Genomic DNA, 19,123 nt, shown 5'->3' on the forward strand with positions numbered 1-19,123 from the left:
CTCCGTAGGAAATAAGGTGATGGCCGCGTGGGAAAGGATGGCGGCTAAAGGGGAGGGAGTTTACTGGCAAACGCCGAGGATGTGGTTGGTAACGCCCTCTGTAGCAGCGGTCGAGCCCCGCGAGGCCGCGTTCGGCGGCGAAGCCGTCGTAAAATCGGAGTGTGCGGTGTGTCAGGTAGACCGTGTGCATTGGGTTTACGACGGCTTCGCCGCCGAACGCGGCCTCGCGGGGCTCGACCGCTGCTACAGGGTAGGCGTTACTTCGGATAAAGCGGCGGCAACCCGCTATCGCCCACCGGATCCTGAACCCGTTCGGCGATCGGGATCGCCCGGGTCGCACGCCACAGGTCTTCGCCTTGCCAGTGCTGGCCGGTTTCGCTGTACAGCGCGCCGTTCAAGCCATCCAGGGCATCCGATAGCGGCACGAACCGCGCCGCCATGTCGGCCAGGGTTTCCGGTTGTTGCCGGGCCCAGGCGTCGAGGGCCTGGCGGGTGGCGTGGGGGTCGTTGGCCTGGCAGGCGCGTTTGAGTTCGTCGAGCACGGTGCGCGGGCTCGGGCCGGTTTGCGCGGCCCGCAGGATCGCCGGTTGCCAGCGCGCGCGCCACCACAGGCCGAAACCCAGCAGCGTGGTGCAGGCCAGGATCATCGTGCTGAGTTTCCACCACCACAGCGCTTCGCTGTCGGCGGCGTAATTCACGGGGGCGGTGCTCGCCGGGGTGTCGACCATCAGGCTTGGATTATTGGTCACTTGCAGCGTCCGCGCCGGCAGGCTGCTGTGTTCCAGGTGGTCTTCGAAAGTGTTCCACCAGACTACGTCCACTGTCGGCAACTCGATGGCGCCACTGTGGGAAGGCACCAAGGCTTCACGGTCTTCGCGACTGCCGATCAGCCCGCGTTCGCTGTTCTGATTGCCCAGGACCGGTTGGTCCGGGTAGCGGCGCAAGCCGTTGATGTCGGTGGCGGGCAGCGGCGGTAGCTGCGAACTGGCCAGGCCTTCGGCCTTCAAGGTCAGGCTGCGGGTCAGGGAATCGCCGACCTGGGCGTGATCCGGTTCCGGGCTCCAGCTTTCGCTCAAACTAAGGCTGCGCGCGGGCAGCCACGGCGCATCGGCGGGGTAAGTCTCGGGTTTGGCCTTGACCGTCAGCGGAATCTCGGCGGAGCTGACGCGCATCAGCTTGCCCGGTTTCGGCCCTTGGGACGTAGCGTCCTGCGCCGGTTGCACCAGGGTTGCGCTGAACACCTGGGTCGGAATGCTGAGCACGCCGCTGTGCTGGGGAAAGATCGCGTAGCGCATTTCGATCACGCCATGGCGCAGGCCATTGATGACCTTCTCATAGGTGCGCGAATCGCCCAGTTGTTCGATCCGTGCATCGGGGATTTGCAACGGGGTCAGGCTACTGTCGTCGTACAGCGACACCGAGTGGTAGATGCGCAAGGTCAGGATCGCCTGGGCCTGCACGTACACGCTGCTCTGGTCGAGGCTGGCTTCGATGAAGACCGGCGCCAGGGTGTGCTCGGTGTCCTGGTTTTCGCTCTCGACCACTTGGACAGTGATCGGCTGGCTGCGCACTTCGCCCAGTTGCAGCGATGGAATCTCCACGCTGCCGTTCTGCTTGGGCAGCAAGGTGATGATCCAGCGTGTGGTGGCGCGGTTGTCGCCGTTGATCGTGGTCAATTGGTTGACCTGGCGCGTGCCGCGCACTTCGAACGCGGACTCCAGCGGCGTCAGGTCGGGTTTGCCGAACAGCGTCACGTCAGTGGATTCCAGGGTCAGTTCGACCGTCTCGCCGGAATTCAGGCGACTGCGATCGACACTGGCGACCAACCCTGCAGCCTGGACCTGAAACGTCCAGAACAGCAAGGCGAGCAAGAAAGCGGTGAAGCGGGTCATCGAGTTTTTCCCTGATCCTGATGTTGTTGCTGTTCGTACCAGAATTTGCGCCGCAGCAATTCGCCCGGGTCATCCGGGATCTTGCGCAGCCATTGCTCCAGCGCCTGGGCCTGTTCGCCTTCAAGGCTGTCATTGGCCGGGCGTCGCGGGGGCGTGGTGCTTTGCTCGTCTTCCAGTTCGCTGCCCGGCACCTCATTGGCCCCCGGTTGCGGCGGCGTAGTGGGCGGCTCTTCGCTGCCCGGCGCGTTAGGCTGGGCATCGGTTTTCGCTTCGCCGCTGCTCGACGGCTGGGTGGCGGCGCCGGGTGCCGGGCTATCACTGGCGGTCCCGGGTTCGTCGCCTTCGGATTTGTCCGGTTCCGCCGCCGGTGGTGTGGCTTTCTGTTTGATCAGGCTTTCCACCAGCGCCTTGTTGGTCAGCGCCGGACGCAAATCCGGTTGGCGTTCCAGGGCCTGCTCGTAGGCATCCAGTGCCGCTTCCAGTTCACCGCCCTTGGCCAGGGCATTCCCCCGATTGTAGTGCGCTCGGGCGTCGTTGCCTTGGGCGAAGCGCTGGGCGGCGCCGCTGTAGTCGCCAGCCTCATACAACGCCACGCCTTGCCATTGCGGGTCTGCGAAATGTTGCGCGGCCTCGGCCGGACGTTCCTGACTGAGCAAATGCAGGCCGCGTTGATCGGGGCGCAACCACAAGTCTTCAAAGTCGAAGGCGTAGCTCGGCTGCGGCAACATAAACAGCAGCGGCAGACAGAACAACCAACCCCGGCGCCCGGCGAAAGAGGCGAGCAGCAGGAGGGGCAGCAACAGCCAGTAACCCTGATCGGCCCAGGTATCGAGGCGCAGGGTCTGGCCATCGGTGCGCAGGTTGCGCGGACCATCGAGCAAGCCGAGGGCGCCGAGGTCGGCATCGTCCAGCCGCGCCGCGTGGTAACGGCCACCCAAATCACTGGTGAAGGCTTTCAAACCCGGATTGTCCAGGTGCGGAACGAGAATCGCGCCCTGGTCATCCTTGAGGAAACTGCCGTCCTCTTGCGCGACGGGTGCGCCTTCGGGCGTGCCGACGCCGAGCATCAGGAATTCCGTGGACTTGCCGTTCAGCGCCCGTTCAATGCCGAAGCGTTCCTGTTCGCTCAGGGACGAGCCGATCAGCAGGATCCGCCCCTGGCCAAGTGCGCCCTGATCCAGCAGCGCCAAGGCCTTGGCCACCGCGAGATCGGCGCGATGACCCGTCTCGGGCATCAACGAAGGCTTGAGCGCATCCAGCAGATTGCGGCTGGTGGACAGGTCATCCGACAGCGGCACCAGCGTGTGAGCGCTGCCGGCGTAGACGACGATCGCGGTCTGCGCATCGCTGCGGCTTTGCAGCAAGTCGAACAGCTTGCGCCGGGCTTGTTCCAGGCGGGTCGGCGGGCTGTCGGTGGCGAGCATTTCCGGGGTCAGTTCCAGCACCACCACCAATGGATCGGCGGGTTTCTGACTGGTCTGTTCCACCCGTTCCCAACTGGGCCCGAGCAGCGCGCCGATGGTCAGCACCCAGGCCAGGCCCAAGACCACCCACGGCAATTTGCTGTCGCGACCGTTGCCACCGCTGAGCAGCGCGGCGTGGAAGGCTGGCGGCAGAATCATCTGCCAGCGCCCGGCACGTTTCTGCCGGTGCCACAGTTGCCAGAGCAGCCAGCCGAGCAACGGCAATAGCAGCAGCCACCAGGGCCGGAACCAGTAAGGCCAGAACGCGCTCATCGACGCCTCCGCAGGCGCAGGCGTTTGAGCCGTTGACGCCAGTCCGGCAGTTGGCTTTGCAACAGATCCCTGGTCAGCAAGCGTTGCAACGGGTTATCCGGCCAGCGCTCGCGCATCACCAGCAACATGCTCAGCAGCAGCGCCAGCGCCAGAGGCCAGTGATACAAGGCCTGGGCGGGGCGGGCCTGGGTCGGTTGCTGGGTCACCGGTTCGAGTTTGTCGAGGGTAGCCTTGATCGCCTCCAGCTCTTTACCGTCGCGGGCGCGGAAGTATTGGCCGCCGGTGGCCTCGGCAATGGCTTTCAGCGCCGGCTCGTCGAGGTCCAGGCTCGGGTTGACGCCGAGGAAGCCCAATGTGCCGCTTTGCTCCGGGTCGGCGCCGATGCCGATCGGGTAGATTTTCACCCCTTCACTGGCGGCGAGCCGCGCGGCGGTCAGCGGATCGATTTCGCCACCGTTGTTGGCGCCGTCAGTTACCAGAATCAGCACGCGGCTTTGCGCAGGACGCAGGCGCAAGCGTTTCAGCGCTAGGCCAATGGCGTCGCCAATGGCGGTGTTCTTGCCGGCGATGCCGATCCGCGCTTCATCCAGCCATACGCGCACGGTGCGGCGGTCGAAGGTCAGCGGCGCTTGCACATAGGCCTGGCTGCCGAACAGGATCAGGCCGACCCTGTCGCCTTCACGGCTTTCCAGAAAGTCACCGAGCAAATGCTGCACCAGCGACAGGCGGCTGACGTCTTCGTCCTGCCATTGCATATCAGGGAAATCCATCGAGCCGGAGACGTCCACCGCCACCAGCAAATCGCGACCACTGGCGGCAATCGGCAGCGGGTCGCCGAGCCATTGCGGGCGCGCGGCGGCGATCAGCAGCAACAGCCACAACAGGATGAACGGTGCCTGTTGACGCCACGCCGGCAGGTTGGCCCGGGCACGACGGCGAGTCAGGCCTTCGAGATCGCTTAAGAAGCTAACCTTGAGCGCCGGTTCGCCGCTGTCGGCCACCGGCAGCAGCACGCGCATCAGCCACGGCAACGGCAGCAAGGCAAAGATCCATGGCCAGGCGAACTCAAACATGTTTGCGAATCCAGGTGTCGACGGCTTGTGTCAGGCCGGCGATGGCCTTGTCGTCGAGTTTGCATTCGGGCTTGTACGCGCCTTCGACCAGTACCATCCAACGCGTCAAACCCGCGGCCGGGCAGCGGTTGTCGAGGAAGGCCAGCCATTTGCGGCCGTTGAGGGTGTGGCTCTGGCTGTAGGGGTAATGGTTGCGGCACAAGCGTTTGAGCAAGCCGTTGAGTTGCTGCAACCAGGCACCGGCCGGCGCGCCGTCGTAGGGCTTGGGCATCCGCGCCAGTTCGGCGAGGGCGGCGACACGCACCGGGTCCAGCGGTTGGTCCGCCCGGACGATGGGGCGTTTGTTCGGAATGAAGCGGCGCAACTGCCACAGGCCAAAGCCGATCAGCGGCAGTAATAGAAGCAACAGCCACCAGCCCGGTGCCGGTGGCCAGAAGCCGATCGGCGGCGGGGTCATCAGCGGTTGCAGTTGCTCAATGCTGTTCATCGACCTTTCCCCGGTTTCTGTGGGTTCAGGTATTCGCGCAGTTGCTCGACCATCTCGCTCTGGGTGCTCAACGGCATCAACAACACCCGCAGCTTCTGCGCGAGCAATTCCCAGTGGGCGATGCGCGCTTCGGCTTGGGCGCGGTAGGTCTGGCGCAGGTCGAAATTCAGCGTGTCGAGTTCCAGTTGCGCACCACGTTCGGCGAAACGAAGCAGGCCGGCGGCGGGCAGGGCGTGGTCCAGCGGATCGGACAGCGGCAACAGCAACAGGTCGCAATGACGCGACAACAGGCTCAATTGCTGTTCGGAGCCTTCGGTCAGCGCACGTTCGTCGCAGATCACAATCACCAGGCTGCCAGGACGCAACACTTCCCGGGCGCGGCGCAGGGCCAGGTTCAGCGAATCGCGGTTCTGCTCGCTTTCGGTGTGCAGCGACTGGTTGACCCGGACCAAACGGTTGAGCAATTGCAGCAGGCTTTGCTTGCTGCGTCGGGGTTTGATTTCGTAGTGCTCGTTGTCGCCGAACACCAGCCCGCCGACCCGATCGTTATGCCCCAGGGCGGCCCAGCCGATCAGGCTCGCGGCTTGCGCGGCCAGCACCGACTTGAACATCAATCCCGAGCCGAAAAACAGCCGACGACTCTGCTCGACCATGATGAAAATCGGTCGCTCGCGTTCTTCGTGGAACAGTTTGGTGTGCGGCTCTTGGGTGCGGGCGGTGACGCGCCAATCGATGGTGCGCACGTCGTCGCCGGCCTGATAGACCCGCACCTGATCGAAGTCGACGCCACGGCCACGCAGCTTGGAGTGGTGCAGGCCGATCAGCGGGCTGCGCTGGCTCGGCGTCGAGAACAACTGCACTTCGCGCACCCGATGGCGCATCTCGATCAGCTCGGCGAGGCTGACACGGATGCCCGGCTCGGGCGGCAGGATGGCGTTCATCAGGGTCAAGCGACGGCTACGACGTCGAGAATCCGCTGGACCACCCGGTCCTGGTCGATGCCAGCCGCCTCGGCTTCAAAGGACAGGATGATGCGGTGACGCAACACGTCGAACAGCACGGCCTGAATGTCTTCCGGGCTGACGAAATCGCGACCGGCCAGCCACGCATGGGCGCGGGCGCAACGGTCGAGGGCGATGGAGCCGCGCGGGCTGGCGCCATAGGCGATCCACTCGGCCATCTCCGGATCGAACTTGGCCGGGGTGCGGGTGGCCATGACCAGTTGCACCAGGTATTCCTCCACGGCGTCGGCCATGTACAAACCGAGGATTTCCTTGCGCGCGGCGAAAATCGCCTGCTGGCTGACCCGACGCTCGGGCTTGGTTTCGCCATTAAGAGCTTCGCCGCGGGCCTGTTGCAGGATGCGCCGTTCGACGGCGGCGTCCGGGAAACCGATTTTGACGTGCATCAGGAAGCGGTCGAGCTGGGCTTCGGGCAGCGGGTAGGTGCCTTCCTGCTCGATCGGGTTTTGCGTGGCCATCACCAGAAACAGCGGCGACAGCTCGTAGGTGCTGCGCCCGACGCTGACCTGGCGCTCGGCCATGGCTTCGAGCAGCGCCGATTGCACCTTGGCCGGGGCGCGGTTGATTTCGTCCGCCAGCACCAGATTGTGGAAGATCGGGCCTTGCTGGAACACGAAACTGCCGGTTTCCGGGCGATAGATCTCGGTGCCGGTGATGTCGGCCGGCAACAGGTCGGGGGTGAACTGGATGCGATGGAACTGCGCTTCGATGCCTTCGGCGAGCTCTTTGATGGCCTTGGTCTTGGCCAGCCCCGGGGCGCCCTCGACCAGCATGTGGCCGTCGGCGAGCAAGGCGATGAGCAAGCGCTCGATGAGTTTTTCCTGGCCGAGAATCTGCGTTGAAAGAAAGGTTCGCAGCGCTAGCAGCGCTTCACGATGTTCCATCGATGACTGTTCCTGGAAAGGGTGACCGAAGACGTTCGAATAACGCCAGGGCTGGGGGCGTTACTTTAATGCATCGCGGGGGGTGGCGACTAACGGCATTTTGCGCAAAGTGTGGGAAATGGTTAGGGAAATTGTGATCGTTCCCACGCTCTGCGTGGGAATGCAGCCCGTGACGCTCTGCGTCACCACTCTAAAGCGGGACGCAGAGCGTCCGATGATGCATTCCCACGCGGAGCATGGAACGATCATTGCTGGACCTGTAGGAGCAAGGCTTGCCCGCGAAGGGGCCGGTACAGGCGCCGAAAAATTACAGCTCGCTGATATAAGTCCCGGTCCCCTTGAGAATGTTCTGCAAGGTTTCTTCCACTTCCGCCAGGTCGCTGGCATCGGTGCTGTGGGTGATTTCCAGCGAGTCATCGCCATTCAACGCATCCGCATCCCCTGCCGCGATCTCGATCAGCAGGCGGGTAGGGCTGAGGGTGACTTTCACCCCGTCCAGGGTCGAAGGCTCATCGCCGAGGCTGATGTCCAGCGCGTCCTCGTCCGGGTAGCGGGTCATCAGGAACATGTCGCCCTGATCGCTGTGGCAGCAGAGCATGGCCATGTTGTCTTCTTCGTCATCGCACGGGTTGACGATCAAGAGGGCGGTGGTCATTTGCATGGGGAATTCCTGGCTCGACGAGCATTGTGAAGACGAACAAAGGGCGATTCTGCCAGCCGCCGGGAATTTCTGCTTGCCTGAGTGTCAGAGGATGTGTCGTGAACATCCGGTGTGTTGCTGGTCATTTCGGGTACGGACGTGCCGCAAAACCGGGGTTAAACTCCCCGTTTTACTGTGCGGCTGCTAGTGTTGTTCGATGCACAAGGCGCAAGCTGCGTGCCGATGACCGAATATGTCGCAGCACCGCAAGCAGGCACGTTGTCGCACTCGTTAAGCTGCGCATCGAATGGATACCGCTAAAGGCATTGTGCAACTCATCGTACAGTCGCTTTTGCCGATACCCATTCTTGGAAGGTGAATGTGACCTGAGTGTCTCGTCCAGCTTCACCCACCTGTCACCCTGTTTCCTCTGCCCGAGAATCAGGAACAGGGTGACGGATCGCCCCGAAAGGGGTTTTGCACGCGACGCTTCCATCAATAACAAGCCCAAGCGGAGTACCACAGATGGCGTTCTTCACCGCAGCCAGCAAAGCCGACTTCCAGCACCAACTGCAAGCGGCACTGGCGCAGCACATCAGTGAACAGGCACTGCCACAAGTGGCGCTGTTTGCTGAACAATTTTTCGGCATCATTTCCCTCGACGAGCTGACTCAACGTCGGTTGTCCGACCTCGCCGGCTGCACCCTTTCTGCATGGCGCCTGCTTGAGCGCTTCGATCACGCGCAACCGCAAGTGCGCGTCTACAACCCCGATTACGAACGCCACGGCTGGCAGTCGACCCACACCGCGGTCGAAGTGCTGCACCACGACCTGCCATTCCTCGTGGACTCGGTGCGTACCGAGCTGAACCGTCGCGGCTACAGCATCCACACCTTGCAAACCACTGTGCTGAGCGTGCGTCGCGGCAGCAAGGGCGAGTTGCTGGAAATCCTGCCCAAAGGCACCCAGGGCGAAGGCATCCTGCAAGAATCGCTGATGTACCTGGAAATCGACCGTTGCGCCAACGCGGCCGAACTGAATGTCCTGAGCAAGGAACTGGAACAGGTTCTCGGCGAAGTCCGCGTTGCGGTCGCCGATTTCGAGCCGATGAAAGCCAAGGTCCAGGAAATCCTCACGGGCCTGGACAACAGCCAGTTCAAGGTTGATCCAGAAGAAAAAGCCGAAATCAAAAGCTTCCTGGAATGGCTGGTGGGCAACCACTTCACCTTCCTGGGCTACGAAGAATTCGTGGTCAGCGACCAGGCCGACGGCGGCCACATCGAGTACGACGAGCAGTCCTTCCTCGGCCTGACCAAACTGCTGCGCACCGGCCTGACCTACGAAGACCTGCGCATCGAAGACTACGCCGTGAACTACCTGCGCGAACCGACCCTGTTGTCGTTCGCCAAGGCTGCGCACCCAAGCCGTGTGCACCGTCCGGCGTATCCGGACTATGTGTCGATCCGTGAAATCGACGCCGACGGCAAAGTCATCAAGGAATGCCGTTTCATGGGCCTGTACACCTCCTCGGTGTATGGCGAGAGCGTGCGGGTTATCCCGTACATCCGCCGCAAGGTCGAAGAAATCGAACGCCGTTCCGGCTTCCAGGCCAAGGCTCACCTGGGCAAGGAACTGGCGCAGGTGGTCGAAGTGCTGCCCCGCGACGATCTGTTCCAGACCCCGGTGGACGAGCTGTTCAGCACCGTGATGTCGATTGTGCAGATCCAGGAACGCAACAAGATCCGCGTGTTCCTGCGCAAAGACCCGTACGGCCGTTTCTGCTACTGCCTGGCCTACGTGCCGCGCGACATCTACTCCACCGAAGTGCGCCAGAAGATCCAGCAAGTGCTGATGGATCGCCTGAAAGCCTCGGACTGCGAGTTCTGGACCTTCTTCTCCGAGTCCGTACTGGCTCGCGTACAGCTGATTCTGCGGGTTGATCCGAAGAACCGTTTGGACATCGACCCGGTCCTGCTGGAAAAAGAAGTGGTCCAGGCCTGCCGCAGCTGGCAGGACGACTACGCCAGCCTCGTGGTGGAAAGCTTCGGCGAAGCCCACGGCACCAACGTGCTGGCTGACTTCCCGAAAGGCTTCCCGGCCGGTTACCGCGAGCGTTTCGCCGCGCATTCGGCCGTGGTCGACATGCAGCACCTGCTGAGCCTGACCGAAAAAAATCCGCTGGTGATGAGCTTCTATCAGCCGCTGGGCCAGGTGTCCGGTCAGCGCGAGCTGCATTGCAAGCTGTACCACGCCGATACGCCGCTGGCGCTGTCCGACGTGTTGCCGATCCTGGAAAACCTCGGCCTGCGCGTGTTGGGTGAGTTCCCGTATCGCCTGCGTCACAACAATGGCCGCGAGTTCTGGATTCACGATTTCGCGTTCACCGCTGCCGAAGGCCTGGAACTCGACATCCAGCAACTCAACGACACGCTGCAGGACGCCTTCGTCCACATCGTGCGTGGCGATGCCGAGAACGATGCGTTCAACCGCCTGGTGCTGACCGCCGGCCTGCCATGGCGCGACGTCGCGCTGCTGCGTGCCTATGCGCGTTACATGAAGCAGATTCGTCTGGGCTTCGACCTGGGCTACATCGCCAGCACCCTGAACAACCACACCGACATCGCTCGCGAGTTGACCCGGTTGTTCAAGACTCGTTTCTACCTGGCGCGCAAGCTGACCAGCGACGACCTGGAAGACAAGCAGCAACGTCTGGAACAAGCCATCGTCACCGCACTGGACGACGTCCAGGTGTTGAACGAAGACCGCATCCTGCGTCGCTACCTGGACCTGATCAAGGCCACGCTGCGCACCAACTTCTACCAGACTGATGCGCAGGGCCATAACAAGTCCTACTTCAGCTTCAAGTTCAACCCGCACCAGATTCCAGAGCTGCCGAAGCCAGTACCGAAGTTCGAAATCTTCGTCTACTCGCCGCGCGTCGAAGGCGTGCACCTGCGCTTCGGCAACGTCGCGCGTGGCGGTCTGCGCTGGTCCGACCGCGAAGAAGACTACCGCACCGAAGTGCTGGGCCTGGTAAAAGCCCAGCAAGTGAAGAACTCGGTCATCGTGCCGGTCGGCGCCAAGGGCGGTTTCCTGCCGCGTCGCCTGCCACTGGGCGGCGGTCGCGACGAAATCGCGGCCGAGGGCATCGCCTGCTACCGCATCTTCATCTCGGGCCTGTTGGACATCACCGACAACCTGAAGGACGGCGCGCTGGTTCCGCCGGCCAACGTCGTGCGTCATGACGACGATGACCCGTACCTCGTCGTTGCAGCGGACAAGGGCACTGCGACCTTCTCCGACATCGCTAACGGCATCGCCATCGACTACGGTTTCTGGCTGGGTGACGCGTTTGCTTCCGGTGGTTCTGCCGGTTACGACCACAAGAAAATGGGCATCACCGCCAAAGGCGCGTGGGTCGGCGTACAACGCCACTTCCGCGAGCGCGGCATCAATGTCCAGGAAGACAGCATCACCGTGGTCGGCGTCGGCGACATGGCCGGTGACGTGTTCGGTAACGGTTTGTTGATGTCCGACAAGCTGCAACTGGTCGCAGCCTTCAACCACCTGCACATCTTCATCGACCCTAATCCGCAACCGGCCAACAGCTTCGTCGAGCGTCAGCGCCTGTTCGATCTGCCGCGTTCGGCCTGGACCGATTACGACACCAGCATCATGTCCGAAGGCGGCGGGATCTTCTCCCGCAGCGCGAAAAGCATCGCGATTTCCCCGCAGATGAAAGAGCGCTTCGACATTCAGGCTGACAAGCTGACCCCGACCGAACTGCTGAACGCCTTGCTCAAGGCACCGGTAGACCTGTTGTGGAACGGCGGTATCGGTACTTACGTCAAGGCCAGCAGCGAAAGCCACGCCGATGTCGGCGACAAGGCCAACGATGCACTGCGCGTGAACGGCAACGAACTGCGCTGCAAAGTCGTGGGCGAGGGCGGTAACCTCGGCATGACCCAACTGGGTCGAGTCGAATTCGGCCTCAATGGCGGCGGTTCCAACACCGACTTCATCGACAATGCCGGTGGCGTGGATTGCTCCGACCACGAAGTCAACATCAAGATCCTGCTGAACGAAGTGGTTCAGGCCGGTGACATGACCGACAAGCAACGTAACCAGTTGCTGGCGAGCATGACCGACGAAGTCGGCAACCTGGTGCTGGGCAACAACTACAAGCAGACTCAGGCACTGTCCCTGGCGGCCCGCCGTGCCTACGTGCGGATTGCCGAATACAAGCGCCTGATGAACGATCTGGAAGGGCGCGGCAAGCTGGATCGCGCCATCGAGTTCCTGCCGTCGGAAGAGGCCATCAACGAGCGCCTCGCGGAAGGCCACGGCCTGACCCGTGCCGAGCTGTCGGTGCTGATCTCCTACAGCAAGATTGACCTCAAAGAAGCGCTGCTCAACTCGCAAGTGCCGGACGACGATTACCTGACCCGCGACATGGAAACCGCTTTCCCGCCAAGCCTGGTGAGCAAGTTCTCCGACGCCATGCGCCGTCACCGTCTGAAGCGCGAGATCGTCAGCACCCAGATCGCCAACGATCTGGTGAACCACATGGGCATCACCTTTGTTCAACGACTCAAAGAGTCGACCGGCATGAGCCCGGCGAACGTGGCCGGCGCTTATGTGATCGTGCGCGACATTTTCCATCTCCCGCACTGGTTCCGTCAGATTGAAGCCCTGGATTACCAGGTCTCCGCCGACGTGCAACTGGAGCTGATGGACGAGCTGATGCGCCTGGGCCGCCGCGCGACGCGCTGGTTCCTGCGTGCCCGCCGCAACGAGCAGAACGCTGCCCGTGACGTTGCGCACTTCGGTCCGCACCTGAAGGAGCTGGGTCTCAAGCTCGACGAACTGCTGAGTGGCGAGATCCACGAAAACTGGCAGTCGCGCTATGAGGCGTACGTTGAAGCCGGTGTGCCGGAGTTGCTCGCGCGCATGGTGGCTGGCACTTCGCACCTGTACACCTTGCTGCCGATCATCGAAGCGGCCGACGTGACCGGCCAGAACGCAGCAGACGTCGCGAAGGCTTACTTCGCCGTCGGCAGCGCCCTGGACATCACCTGGTACCTGCAACAGATCAGCGCACTGCCGGTTGAAAACAACTGGCAAGCCCTGGCCCGTGAAGCGTTCCGCGATGATGTGGACTGGCAGCAACGTGCGATCACCATCTCCGTCCTGCAACAGGGCGACGGCACCCAGGACGTGGAAACACGCCTGGCGCTGTGGATGGAAGAGCACGAAGGCATGATCGGACGCTGGCGCGCGATGCTGGTGGAAATCCGTGCCGCCAGCGGCACCGACTACGCCATGTACGCAGTGGCCAACCGTGAGTTGCTGGACCTGGCGTTGAGCGGTCAGGCGGTCGTGCCTGTCGCTGCTGCTGCCCTGGAGCTGGAACCGGCGGCCTGATAGGCGCTGAATGAAAAAGCCCCCGTGTCGTGAGATGCGGGGGCTTTTTTATGCCTCAGGGGTTTATTGTGTCTGGGCGGGCCTCTTCGCGGGCAAGCCTCGCTCCTACAAAATTGACGGGTAATCACGTTATTTGCGAACAACACTAACCCCTGTAGGAGCAAGGCTTGCCCGCGAAGAGGCCATCCGCCTCAATACAACTTCTGACCTGTTTGATTATCAACCATCGATACATTACTTGTCGGTCTGGTCAATAAATTACTGAGCGACTGGTCAAACTTCTGCAGCGCCCGAACTTGCACATCCTGTTGCTGGTTAATATCCGCGACGATCTCTTCGCTGCGTTTAAAGTCCGCCCAGACCGGACTCAATGACTTGGCGTCATGCCCCTGCGCAGTGCCGATGTAATTGAACTTCGCATCATAAAAATCGGCAGTGACGTCAGCCTTGATATCCGAACTGCGTGAAGTCATCAGTTGGCTGTGGGTGTCGACGATGGCCACCACATCCGGTCTGGCGGCGCGCAGGCTTTGCATGTCCGGATAGACCGTCACCGAGCCGAACTGGCGCTGCAACGACGCCTTGACCCCATCCACGGCAAAGTCCGGGTTGGACGTGGCTACGTAGGCATCGTGGATCGGTTGCACCAGCAAGCTCTGGCCGAAACCGGTGCCGGCGTTGGCCTGATAGTGACGCAAATAATCGCGGTTGGCCTGGGTGCTTGGGCTGTAGACGATGCCCAAAGACACATTGCCGCCATTGGCCACACGGGTGGCGCTGGATCGGCCGACCGGGGCGTTCAATAAAGTGTCCAGCGATGAAACGGCTTTGGGCGCGGTGGGCACCGAGCAGCCGGTTAGTAGTGCGGCGATAGTCAATGTGCCGATAAGTGTAAGTTTCATGGTGTTTCTCCAGTGAAACAACGGAAGTTGAGTGACCGGTAATGCCGGCGATGGACTCAGACTAAACCCGTCTTCACTGAATGAAACCGTCCATAAATACACTTATCGACCTGATCCATAGTTTTGTTTGCTGTAAGCGTCTTGATCTAATTGCGCCCGGTAATAAAAAGGCCCGAATCATCCATTCGAGCCTGTTTATTTATGGCTGATGCAACAGCGATCAGTTTTCCAGGGGGATCAACACTTTCTCGTCCGGCGACAACACCATGAACACCAGCAGCTTGGCCGGTTTGGTGGCACTGGCGTTTTTCGAGACCAGATGTTCGGAGCCGGCCGGCTCATACCAGAACTGGCCGGTCTTGTAGGTGATCGCTTTCTGGCCCTTGACCTGAGAGATGACCTGGCCTTGCAGCACGTACGCCATGGCCGTGCCTTCATGTTTATGGGCGATGGACGATTGTCCGGGTTTGTAGTCGACCTCGATCATCATGGCTTTTTTGCCGGGCACGTTTTGCAGCAGTTCATCCTGCAGCACCGTGACCTTTTCCGAAGGGTCGTGGGCGAAGGCCGTGGCCGAAACGGTCAGGGCCAGGGCGGCCAGTACATGCAGAGCTTTCATGGTTGATCACCTGGGGGGTGGTTAGTCGTCAGGGATCACAGTAAGCCGCAAGGCGAGGTAACAAAACGGCCAATTTTCGAGAAGGTGAGGGGACCAATCCAGGTCTCATGATCGTTCCCACGCGGAGCGTGGGAATGCAGCCCGGGACGCTCCGCGTCCCATCAAAAGCCGAACGCAGAGCGTCCGATGATGCATTCCCACGCAGAGCGTGGGAACGATCATCGGGCGGAGGTGTTGTTTTTAGACGATAGGAAAACTATTGAAATCCACGGCATTCGCCAATCGGCTATCAATCAAGCCGATAAAGCCTTGCACTTCGGGGCAGTTGAAATGCGATTGCATGGCCGCTTCCGATTGCCAGCGGGCGCTGACGGTCCAGCGGTTGTCGTCCTCGGGGCAGCGGTCGACCATATAGGAATCGCAACCTGGAAGTTCGCGCAGGGTGTCGACAATCTTTTGCAGTTGCTTGCCCAGTTCTTCCGAGCGGCCCGCAGCCGCCTGCACCTGTACGGTATTGATCACTTCGTTGGACATTGCTCACACTCCTGAATCAGGCCGGACGAATCCTGCTCATTGAGGGATAACGCCCCTGCACAATAGTCCTGCACCGTGGGACCGCCAATAGCCAATCGCCGGATAAACCCACAGACCAATCCTCAGGCCACCTGCTGCAAAATGTCCCGCAGACGGTCCAGCGCGGTGTCGATGTCCAGGGTTTCGATGGCGCCAAACCCCATGAGTAGCCCGGCGCGCGGTGCTCGCTGATAGAAAAAACCTTCGATGGAATAGAGACCGATTTCGACCTTGCGGGCCAACTCGATGATCAGCGCCAGGTCAATCGGCACCTTGCACAGCACCGCCATGTGGAACCCGGCGACGGTCGGCACGGCCTCGAACCACGGCGAAAGATCGCCCGCCATGCGCGCCAGGATCCGCTCGCGGCGCCCGGCGTAAATGGTGTGGCAACGGCGGATGTGCTTGAGCAGGCAGCCCTCGGCGATGAACTTGGCCAGCGCCCATTGCGGCAGGGTCGAGGTGTGCAGGTCGGTCAGTTGCTTGGCGCGGATCACCGCTTCGAGGATCGCTGGCGGCAGGATCGTGTAGCCCAGTCGCAACTCCGGCAGCAGGGTTTTGGAGAAGGTGCCGACATAGGCGACGATGCCGCGCTCGTCCATGCTTTGCAGCGAATCGGTGGGCCGGCCTTCGTAGCGGAATTCGCTGTCGTAATCGTCCTCGATAATGATCGCACCCAGTTCGTGGGCCCTTGCCAGCAAGGCTTCACGCCGTGCCTGGCTCATGGGCATACCGAGCGGGAACTGGTGCGACGGCGTCACGTAGATCAGCCGTGTGCCATCCGGGATCAGCTCCACTTGAATGCCTTCAGCATCCACCGGCACCCCGACCACCGTGGCGCCGTGACTGCCGAACAACAACCGCGCAGGCGGATAGCCCGGGTCTTCCATCGCCACCAGGCTGCCGGGCCGGATCAGCACCCGGCCAATCAGGTCCAGGGCTTGTTGGGCGCCGTTGCACACCACCACGTCTTCGTCCTGGCAATTGACCCCGCGGGAAAACGCGATGTGCCGGGCAATCGCGTTACGCAGCGCCGGCAGACCTTCGGGCAGGCTGTAAAAGCCTTTCGATCCGGCCATCTGCCGCAACGCGTGGGAGGTGCAGCGTCGCCAGTCGTCCTGGGGAAACTGGCCCTTGCTGGTGGCGCCGCCGATAAAGTCGTAGCGCAGCGAACCTTCCAGGGTCGGGTGGCGCAGGAACACCGGCAAGTTGCGCCAGGCCTCGATGACCTCGCTGCTGGCCAGCTCCGAGTGGCTTTGCTTGCGCTGGATTTTCGCCGGCCGCGCGTTGACGTAGGTGCCTTTGCCGGTCACGCCGGTGAGGAAGTTTTCATAGGTCAGTTGCGAGTAAGTGTCGGAAATGGTCTTGCGCGAAATCCCCAGCTGTTCGGCCAGCAAGCGACTGGGCGGCAGCTGTGTGCCGGCGGCCAGGCGCCCGGTTTCGATGGCGCTGCGCAGTTGTTGGTACAACTGGCCTGCCAGGTCCTTGCGGCCGTTGATGACAACGTGAAGTTCCATACCGGCGGGGCTCCTGGGGCGGTTGGGCGACTGTGGGTCGCGCCAGATTACCCTTATTGCGCCGCCGGGTAGAAGTTGCGCAGGCGAAAAGCGCCGGATTGGTCTGCTGCCCGGTGGTCCATGGGTTTTTCGTGGAATTGGATCTGTCACGCGGCTGCAGCAGCGCCTAACGTGGAAGCACCCATTTTCTGCGCTTCGAGGTCCCGCCATGAATCCCCGCCTGGACTACTACAGCGCGTCGCCCAAAGCGATGAAAGCGATGATTGCCATGGAGGCGCTGACCGGCAACCTGAGCATCGAGCCGACCTTGCTGCACCTGATCAAAATCCGCGCCTCGCAACTCAATGGCTGCGCGTTCTGCACCGACATGCACTCGGTGGACGCCCGGCGTTTGGGTGAGACGGATCGACGCCTGTATTCAATCGTGGTCTGGCGCGACAGCAACTTCTTCAACCTTCGGGAGCGCGCGGCTTTCGCCTGGACGGAAGCGGTGACGCTGCTCGCTGAAAGTCACGTGCCGGACGATGTCTATGCGTTGGCGCGAGAGCAGTTCAGTGAAGGTGAACTGGTGGATTTGACCCTCGCCGTGACCACGATCAATAGCTGGAATCGGCTGGCAGTGAGTTTCCGCCAGACCCCCAGCGACTGATGCGGGCGATGGGCCCGTGCTAAAGAAGCAGAACGGTCTAAGCTCCAAGCGCAATGGGCTGAACGTGCCCCACCCGCGCGGCACTGTTCAGCCAAGAAAGCGCCCAGGCGACGCTCGCTCGCTCAACCAAGGATGAACCCATGACGCAATTGATTAGCCTCGTATCGCCGCAATCCCTGACAGACGTGCTGCAAGCCGCCGGTTACCGGGTCAACCAGACCGAACAGAACGGCATCGTGCAACTGCTCAGTGCCAGCCAGGGCATCGGCTACGCCGTGCGCTTCGGCAACCCGGCGACGGAGCAGGGCAGCTACGTGGACTTCACTTTCAGTTGCGCCTTGCGCGTGCAGGGCGAGTTGCCAGCCGGCCTCGCGGAACTGTGGAACGCCTCGCGCCGCTTTGCCCGGTTGTCGGTGCAGGGCGAGTTCCTGGTGATGGAAATGGACGTGGTGGTGACCGCCGGTGTCAGCGCCGATCACCTCAAGGGCAACCTCGAATTGTGGGATCGCCTGCTTCAGGAATTCATCGTTTACCTGCGTGAATACAGCCAGAACGCCGCGAACCTGCAAGCCCAGGCGCAAACCGCCGAGGCGGTGGCGGACGAGGTGCCGGCGCTGTAGTAACGGTCAACGTCATCGCTGCATGTGAGGCCGTCTTCGCGGGCGAGCCTCGCTCCTACAAGGGTTTGTTGTCGTACATAAAATCCATGTGCACCACCGATCCCCTGTAGGAGCAAGGCTTGCCCGCGAAGGCATCCTTTCAGCCAACATCAAATTCGGCGCTTAAACCCGCGCGCGAATCTGCCGCCCCAACACATCCATCACATCACAGCCATCACGCAACAACATCGCCGCCGCCTGCGCCAGTTGCTGCACATCGGCGCCCTTGGCCTGGGTGATATCCAGGCTGGCCAGGCTTTCCATCATCTGCGTCACCGTCAGGAAACGACTGGCCGCGCAGCCGTGCAACACCTCCAATGGCGACTGGGTGGCGACCATCAACACCGGAATGTCGCCTTCATTGCTGGTCATCGGCATATGCGCATTCATGCCTCACCTCCTGCTTGCGCGGCGTGCATGCCGTCAATCGAGGCTTGAACGAGTGAACGGGCAGTGCCGAGCATGTGCTTGCTGGCCCAGCGTAAGGTCACCGTGTGTTCCGCAACGGTGGCGTTGGGGGCTTGCTGGGCGAGGGCTTCCGCGCAGCTGAGAAAGACCGAGGCGTGTTCCAGGGCGTCGAGCAGGGGAATGTCGGGTTGTACGGCGAAGAGGTGGTGGTCGACGTGGTCGCAGGGGGAGAAGGGGGTGGTTTTTGTGGTTGCGTTGGTCATGGTGTAGCTCCTTGGTAGTCAGAGAGCTGCCACTTCATCGCCGTCAAACGAATAGGGTGGCAACTGTGTGCAGGTTGACGGACCGGTCCAAGTACCCGGCGCACTCGAAAGTGCCCCGCACACAGTCACCATTGAAATTTGCGTCGGGCACGAGTGCACGAGCAAGTTGGAGAACTATGCGCGCTTGGAATTACCAGGCCGTCAAACCCGATCACGAATGAGTCGTGACGGGCGTGAGGATAGGGAGTGAGGGCAGGGCAGTCAACCAACGCAACGCCCGAAACAGCTGCTTTGCCTGTAGGCATCTTCCGGACCTGACCCCGACCTCGTAGGCGCAGCCTTCGGCAGCTCCTACCGGGGGCTACGTACGGCATG

16 protein-coding genes are annotated in these 19,123 nt (G+C 61.8%); 3 read left to right on the top strand and 13 right to left on the bottom strand.

The annotated features are described in order from the left end of the window. Nucleotides 1–257: 257 nt before the first annotated feature. The 7 genes from HKK52_RS02120 to HKK52_RS02155 all read right to left on the bottom strand — a co-directional run bounded on the left by HKK52_RS02120 (nt 258) and on the right by HKK52_RS02155 (nt 7,755). Nucleotides 258–1,892, bottom strand: coding sequence for a BatD family protein (locus tag HKK52_RS02120; RefSeq protein WP_169369119.1), 1,635 nt, complete (start codon nt 1,890–1,892; stop codon nt 258–260). Continuing rightward, nucleotides 1,889–3,628 carry a vWA domain-containing protein gene (locus tag HKK52_RS02125; protein ID WP_169369120.1) on the bottom strand — a complete coding sequence of 580 codons (1,740 nt, stop codon included), beginning with the start codon at nt 3,626–3,628 and terminating at the stop codon, nt 1,889–1,891. The genes HKK52_RS02120 and HKK52_RS02125 overlap by 4 nt, the downstream gene beginning before the upstream one ends. Next, on the bottom strand, nt 3,625–4,701 hold the full coding sequence (locus tag HKK52_RS02130; protein WP_169369121.1) for a vWA domain-containing protein: 1,077 nt from the start codon (nt 4,699–4,701) through the stop codon (nt 3,625–3,627). Before HKK52_RS02130 ends, HKK52_RS02125 begins: the two co-directional genes overlap by 4 nt. Then, nucleotides 4,694–5,188 carry a DUF4381 domain-containing protein gene (locus HKK52_RS02135; RefSeq protein WP_169369122.1) on the bottom strand — a complete coding sequence of 165 codons (495 nt, stop codon included), beginning with the start codon at nt 5,186–5,188 and terminating at the stop codon, nt 4,694–4,696. Before HKK52_RS02135 ends, HKK52_RS02130 begins: the two co-directional genes overlap by 8 nt. Continuing rightward, the gene (locus tag HKK52_RS02140; protein ID WP_149658256.1) at nt 5,185–6,129 is read right to left on the bottom strand and encodes a DUF58 domain-containing protein; all 945 of its coding nucleotides are present in this window, start codon (nt 6,127–6,129) and stop codon (nt 5,185–5,187) included. The genes HKK52_RS02135 and HKK52_RS02140 overlap by 4 nt, the downstream gene beginning before the upstream one ends. A gap of 5 nt (nt 6,130–6,134) precedes the next feature. Next, nucleotides 6,135–7,094 (bottom strand): AAA family ATPase, encoded by a 960-nt coding sequence (locus tag HKK52_RS02145; RefSeq protein WP_003218556.1) that lies wholly within the window; start codon nt 7,092–7,094, stop codon nt 6,135–6,137. A gap of 307 nt (nt 7,095–7,401) precedes the next feature. Next, complete coding sequence (locus HKK52_RS02155) at nt 7,402–7,755, bottom strand: hypothetical protein (RefSeq protein WP_169369123.1); 354 nt, start codon at nt 7,753–7,755, stop codon at nt 7,402–7,404. A 504-nt stretch (nt 7,756–8,259) separates the two neighbouring features. On the opposite strand from HKK52_RS02155, the gene HKK52_RS02160 reads away from it, so the two are divergent. Then, nucleotides 8,260–13,158, top strand: coding sequence for an NAD-glutamate dehydrogenase (locus HKK52_RS02160; protein ID WP_169369124.1), 4,899 nt, complete (start codon nt 8,260–8,262; stop codon nt 13,156–13,158). A gap of 191 nt (nt 13,159–13,349) precedes the next feature. Here the strand turns inward: HKK52_RS02160 and HKK52_RS02165 are convergent, their stop codons facing one another. The 4 genes from HKK52_RS02165 to pdxR all read right to left on the bottom strand — a co-directional run bounded on the left by HKK52_RS02165 (nt 13,350) and on the right by pdxR (nt 16,769). Beyond that, a complete protein-coding gene (locus HKK52_RS02165; RefSeq protein WP_169369125.1) occupies nt 13,350–14,060 on the bottom strand; it encodes an ATPase in 711 nt (236 codons plus the stop codon). Between the two features lie 220 nt (nt 14,061–14,280). Beyond that, nucleotides 14,281–14,679, bottom strand: coding sequence for a cupin domain-containing protein (locus HKK52_RS02170; RefSeq protein ID WP_169369126.1), 399 nt, complete (start codon nt 14,677–14,679; stop codon nt 14,281–14,283). A gap of 240 nt (nt 14,680–14,919) precedes the next feature. Beyond that, entirely contained in the window at nt 14,920–15,213 is a 294-nt protein-coding gene (locus HKK52_RS02175; RefSeq protein WP_149658250.1) for an antibiotic biosynthesis monooxygenase family protein, read from the bottom strand. 122 nt (nt 15,214–15,335) lie between these two features. Then, complete coding sequence (pdxR, locus tag HKK52_RS02180) at nt 15,336–16,769, bottom strand: MocR-like pyridoxine biosynthesis transcription factor PdxR (protein WP_169369127.1); 1,434 nt, start codon at nt 16,767–16,769, stop codon at nt 15,336–15,338. Nucleotides 16,770–16,977: 208 nt separating this feature from the next. On the opposite strand from pdxR, the gene HKK52_RS02185 reads away from it, so the two are divergent. Together HKK52_RS02185 and HKK52_RS02190 are read left to right on the top strand one after the other, a co-directional pair. Then, on the top strand, nt 16,978–17,418 hold the full coding sequence (locus tag HKK52_RS02185; RefSeq protein WP_169369128.1) for a carboxymuconolactone decarboxylase family protein: 441 nt from the start codon (nt 16,978–16,980) through the stop codon (nt 17,416–17,418). A 140-nt stretch (nt 17,419–17,558) separates the two neighbouring features. Beyond that, nucleotides 17,559–18,038: a YbjN domain-containing protein gene (locus tag HKK52_RS02190; RefSeq protein ID WP_169369129.1), complete on the top strand. Its 480-nt coding sequence runs from the start codon at nt 17,559–17,561 to the stop codon at nt 18,036–18,038. 162 nt (nt 18,039–18,200) lie between these two features. Here HKK52_RS02190 and HKK52_RS02195 read toward each other — a convergent pair whose 3' ends face one another. Beyond that, nucleotides 18,201–18,467: a short-chain dehydrogenase gene (locus tag HKK52_RS02195; RefSeq protein WP_169369130.1), complete on the bottom strand. Its 267-nt coding sequence runs from the start codon at nt 18,465–18,467 to the stop codon at nt 18,201–18,203. Further along, complete coding sequence (locus HKK52_RS02200) at nt 18,464–18,748, bottom strand: DUF3077 domain-containing protein (RefSeq protein ID WP_169369131.1); 285 nt, start codon at nt 18,746–18,748, stop codon at nt 18,464–18,466. The genes HKK52_RS02195 and HKK52_RS02200 overlap by 4 nt, the downstream gene beginning before the upstream one ends. Between the last annotated feature and the right edge of the window lie 375 nt (nt 18,749–19,123).

The organism is Pseudomonas sp. ADAK2, assembly GCF_012935755.1.
GTDB lineage: Bacteria > Pseudomonadota > Gammaproteobacteria > Pseudomonadales > Pseudomonadaceae > Aquipseudomonas.

Excerpts from the sequence above, each read along its gene's own strand:
- HKK52_RS02120 (WP_169369119.1), bottom strand. The coding sequence starts at position 1,892 with ATGACCCGCTTCACCGCTTTCTTGCTCGCCTTGCTGTTCTGGACGTTT.
- HKK52_RS02125 (WP_169369120.1), bottom strand. The coding sequence starts at position 3,628 with ATGAGCGCGTTCTGGCCTTACTGGTTCCGGCCCTGGTGGCTGCTGCTA.
- HKK52_RS02130 (WP_169369121.1), bottom strand. The coding sequence starts at position 4,701 with ATGTTTGAGTTCGCCTGGCCATGGATCTTTGCCTTGCTGCCGTTGCCG.
- HKK52_RS02135 (WP_169369122.1), bottom strand. The coding sequence starts at position 5,188 with ATGAACAGCATTGAGCAACTGCAACCGCTGATGACCCCGCCGCCGATC.
- HKK52_RS02140 (WP_149658256.1), bottom strand. The coding sequence starts at position 6,129 with ATGAACGCCATCCTGCCGCCCGAGCCGGGCATCCGTGTCAGCCTCGCC.
- HKK52_RS02145 (WP_003218556.1), bottom strand. The coding sequence starts at position 7,094 with ATGGAACATCGTGAAGCGCTGCTAGCGCTGCGAACCTTTCTTTCAACG.
- HKK52_RS02155 (WP_169369123.1), bottom strand. The coding sequence starts at position 7,755 with ATGCAAATGACCACCGCCCTCTTGATCGTCAACCCGTGCGATGACGAA.
- HKK52_RS02160 (WP_169369124.1), top strand. The coding sequence starts at position 8,260 with ATGGCGTTCTTCACCGCAGCCAGCAAAGCCGACTTCCAGCACCAACTG.
- HKK52_RS02165 (WP_169369125.1), bottom strand. The coding sequence starts at position 14,060 with ATGAAACTTACACTTATCGGCACATTGACTATCGCCGCACTACTAACC.
- HKK52_RS02170 (WP_169369126.1), bottom strand. The coding sequence starts at position 14,679 with ATGAAAGCTCTGCATGTACTGGCCGCCCTGGCCCTGACCGTTTCGGCC.
- HKK52_RS02175 (WP_149658250.1), bottom strand. The coding sequence starts at position 15,213 with ATGTCCAACGAAGTGATCAATACCGTACAGGTGCAGGCGGCTGCGGGC.
- pdxR (WP_169369127.1), bottom strand. The coding sequence starts at position 16,769 with ATGGAACTTCACGTTGTCATCAACGGCCGCAAGGACCTGGCAGGCCAG.
- HKK52_RS02185 (WP_169369128.1), top strand. The coding sequence starts at position 16,978 with ATGAATCCCCGCCTGGACTACTACAGCGCGTCGCCCAAAGCGATGAAA.
- HKK52_RS02190 (WP_169369129.1), top strand. The coding sequence starts at position 17,559 with ATGACGCAATTGATTAGCCTCGTATCGCCGCAATCCCTGACAGACGTG.
- HKK52_RS02195 (WP_169369130.1), bottom strand. The coding sequence starts at position 18,467 with ATGAATGCGCATATGCCGATGACCAGCAATGAAGGCGACATTCCGGTG.
- HKK52_RS02200 (WP_169369131.1), bottom strand. The coding sequence starts at position 18,748 with ATGACCAACGCAACCACAAAAACCACCCCCTTCTCCCCCTGCGACCAC.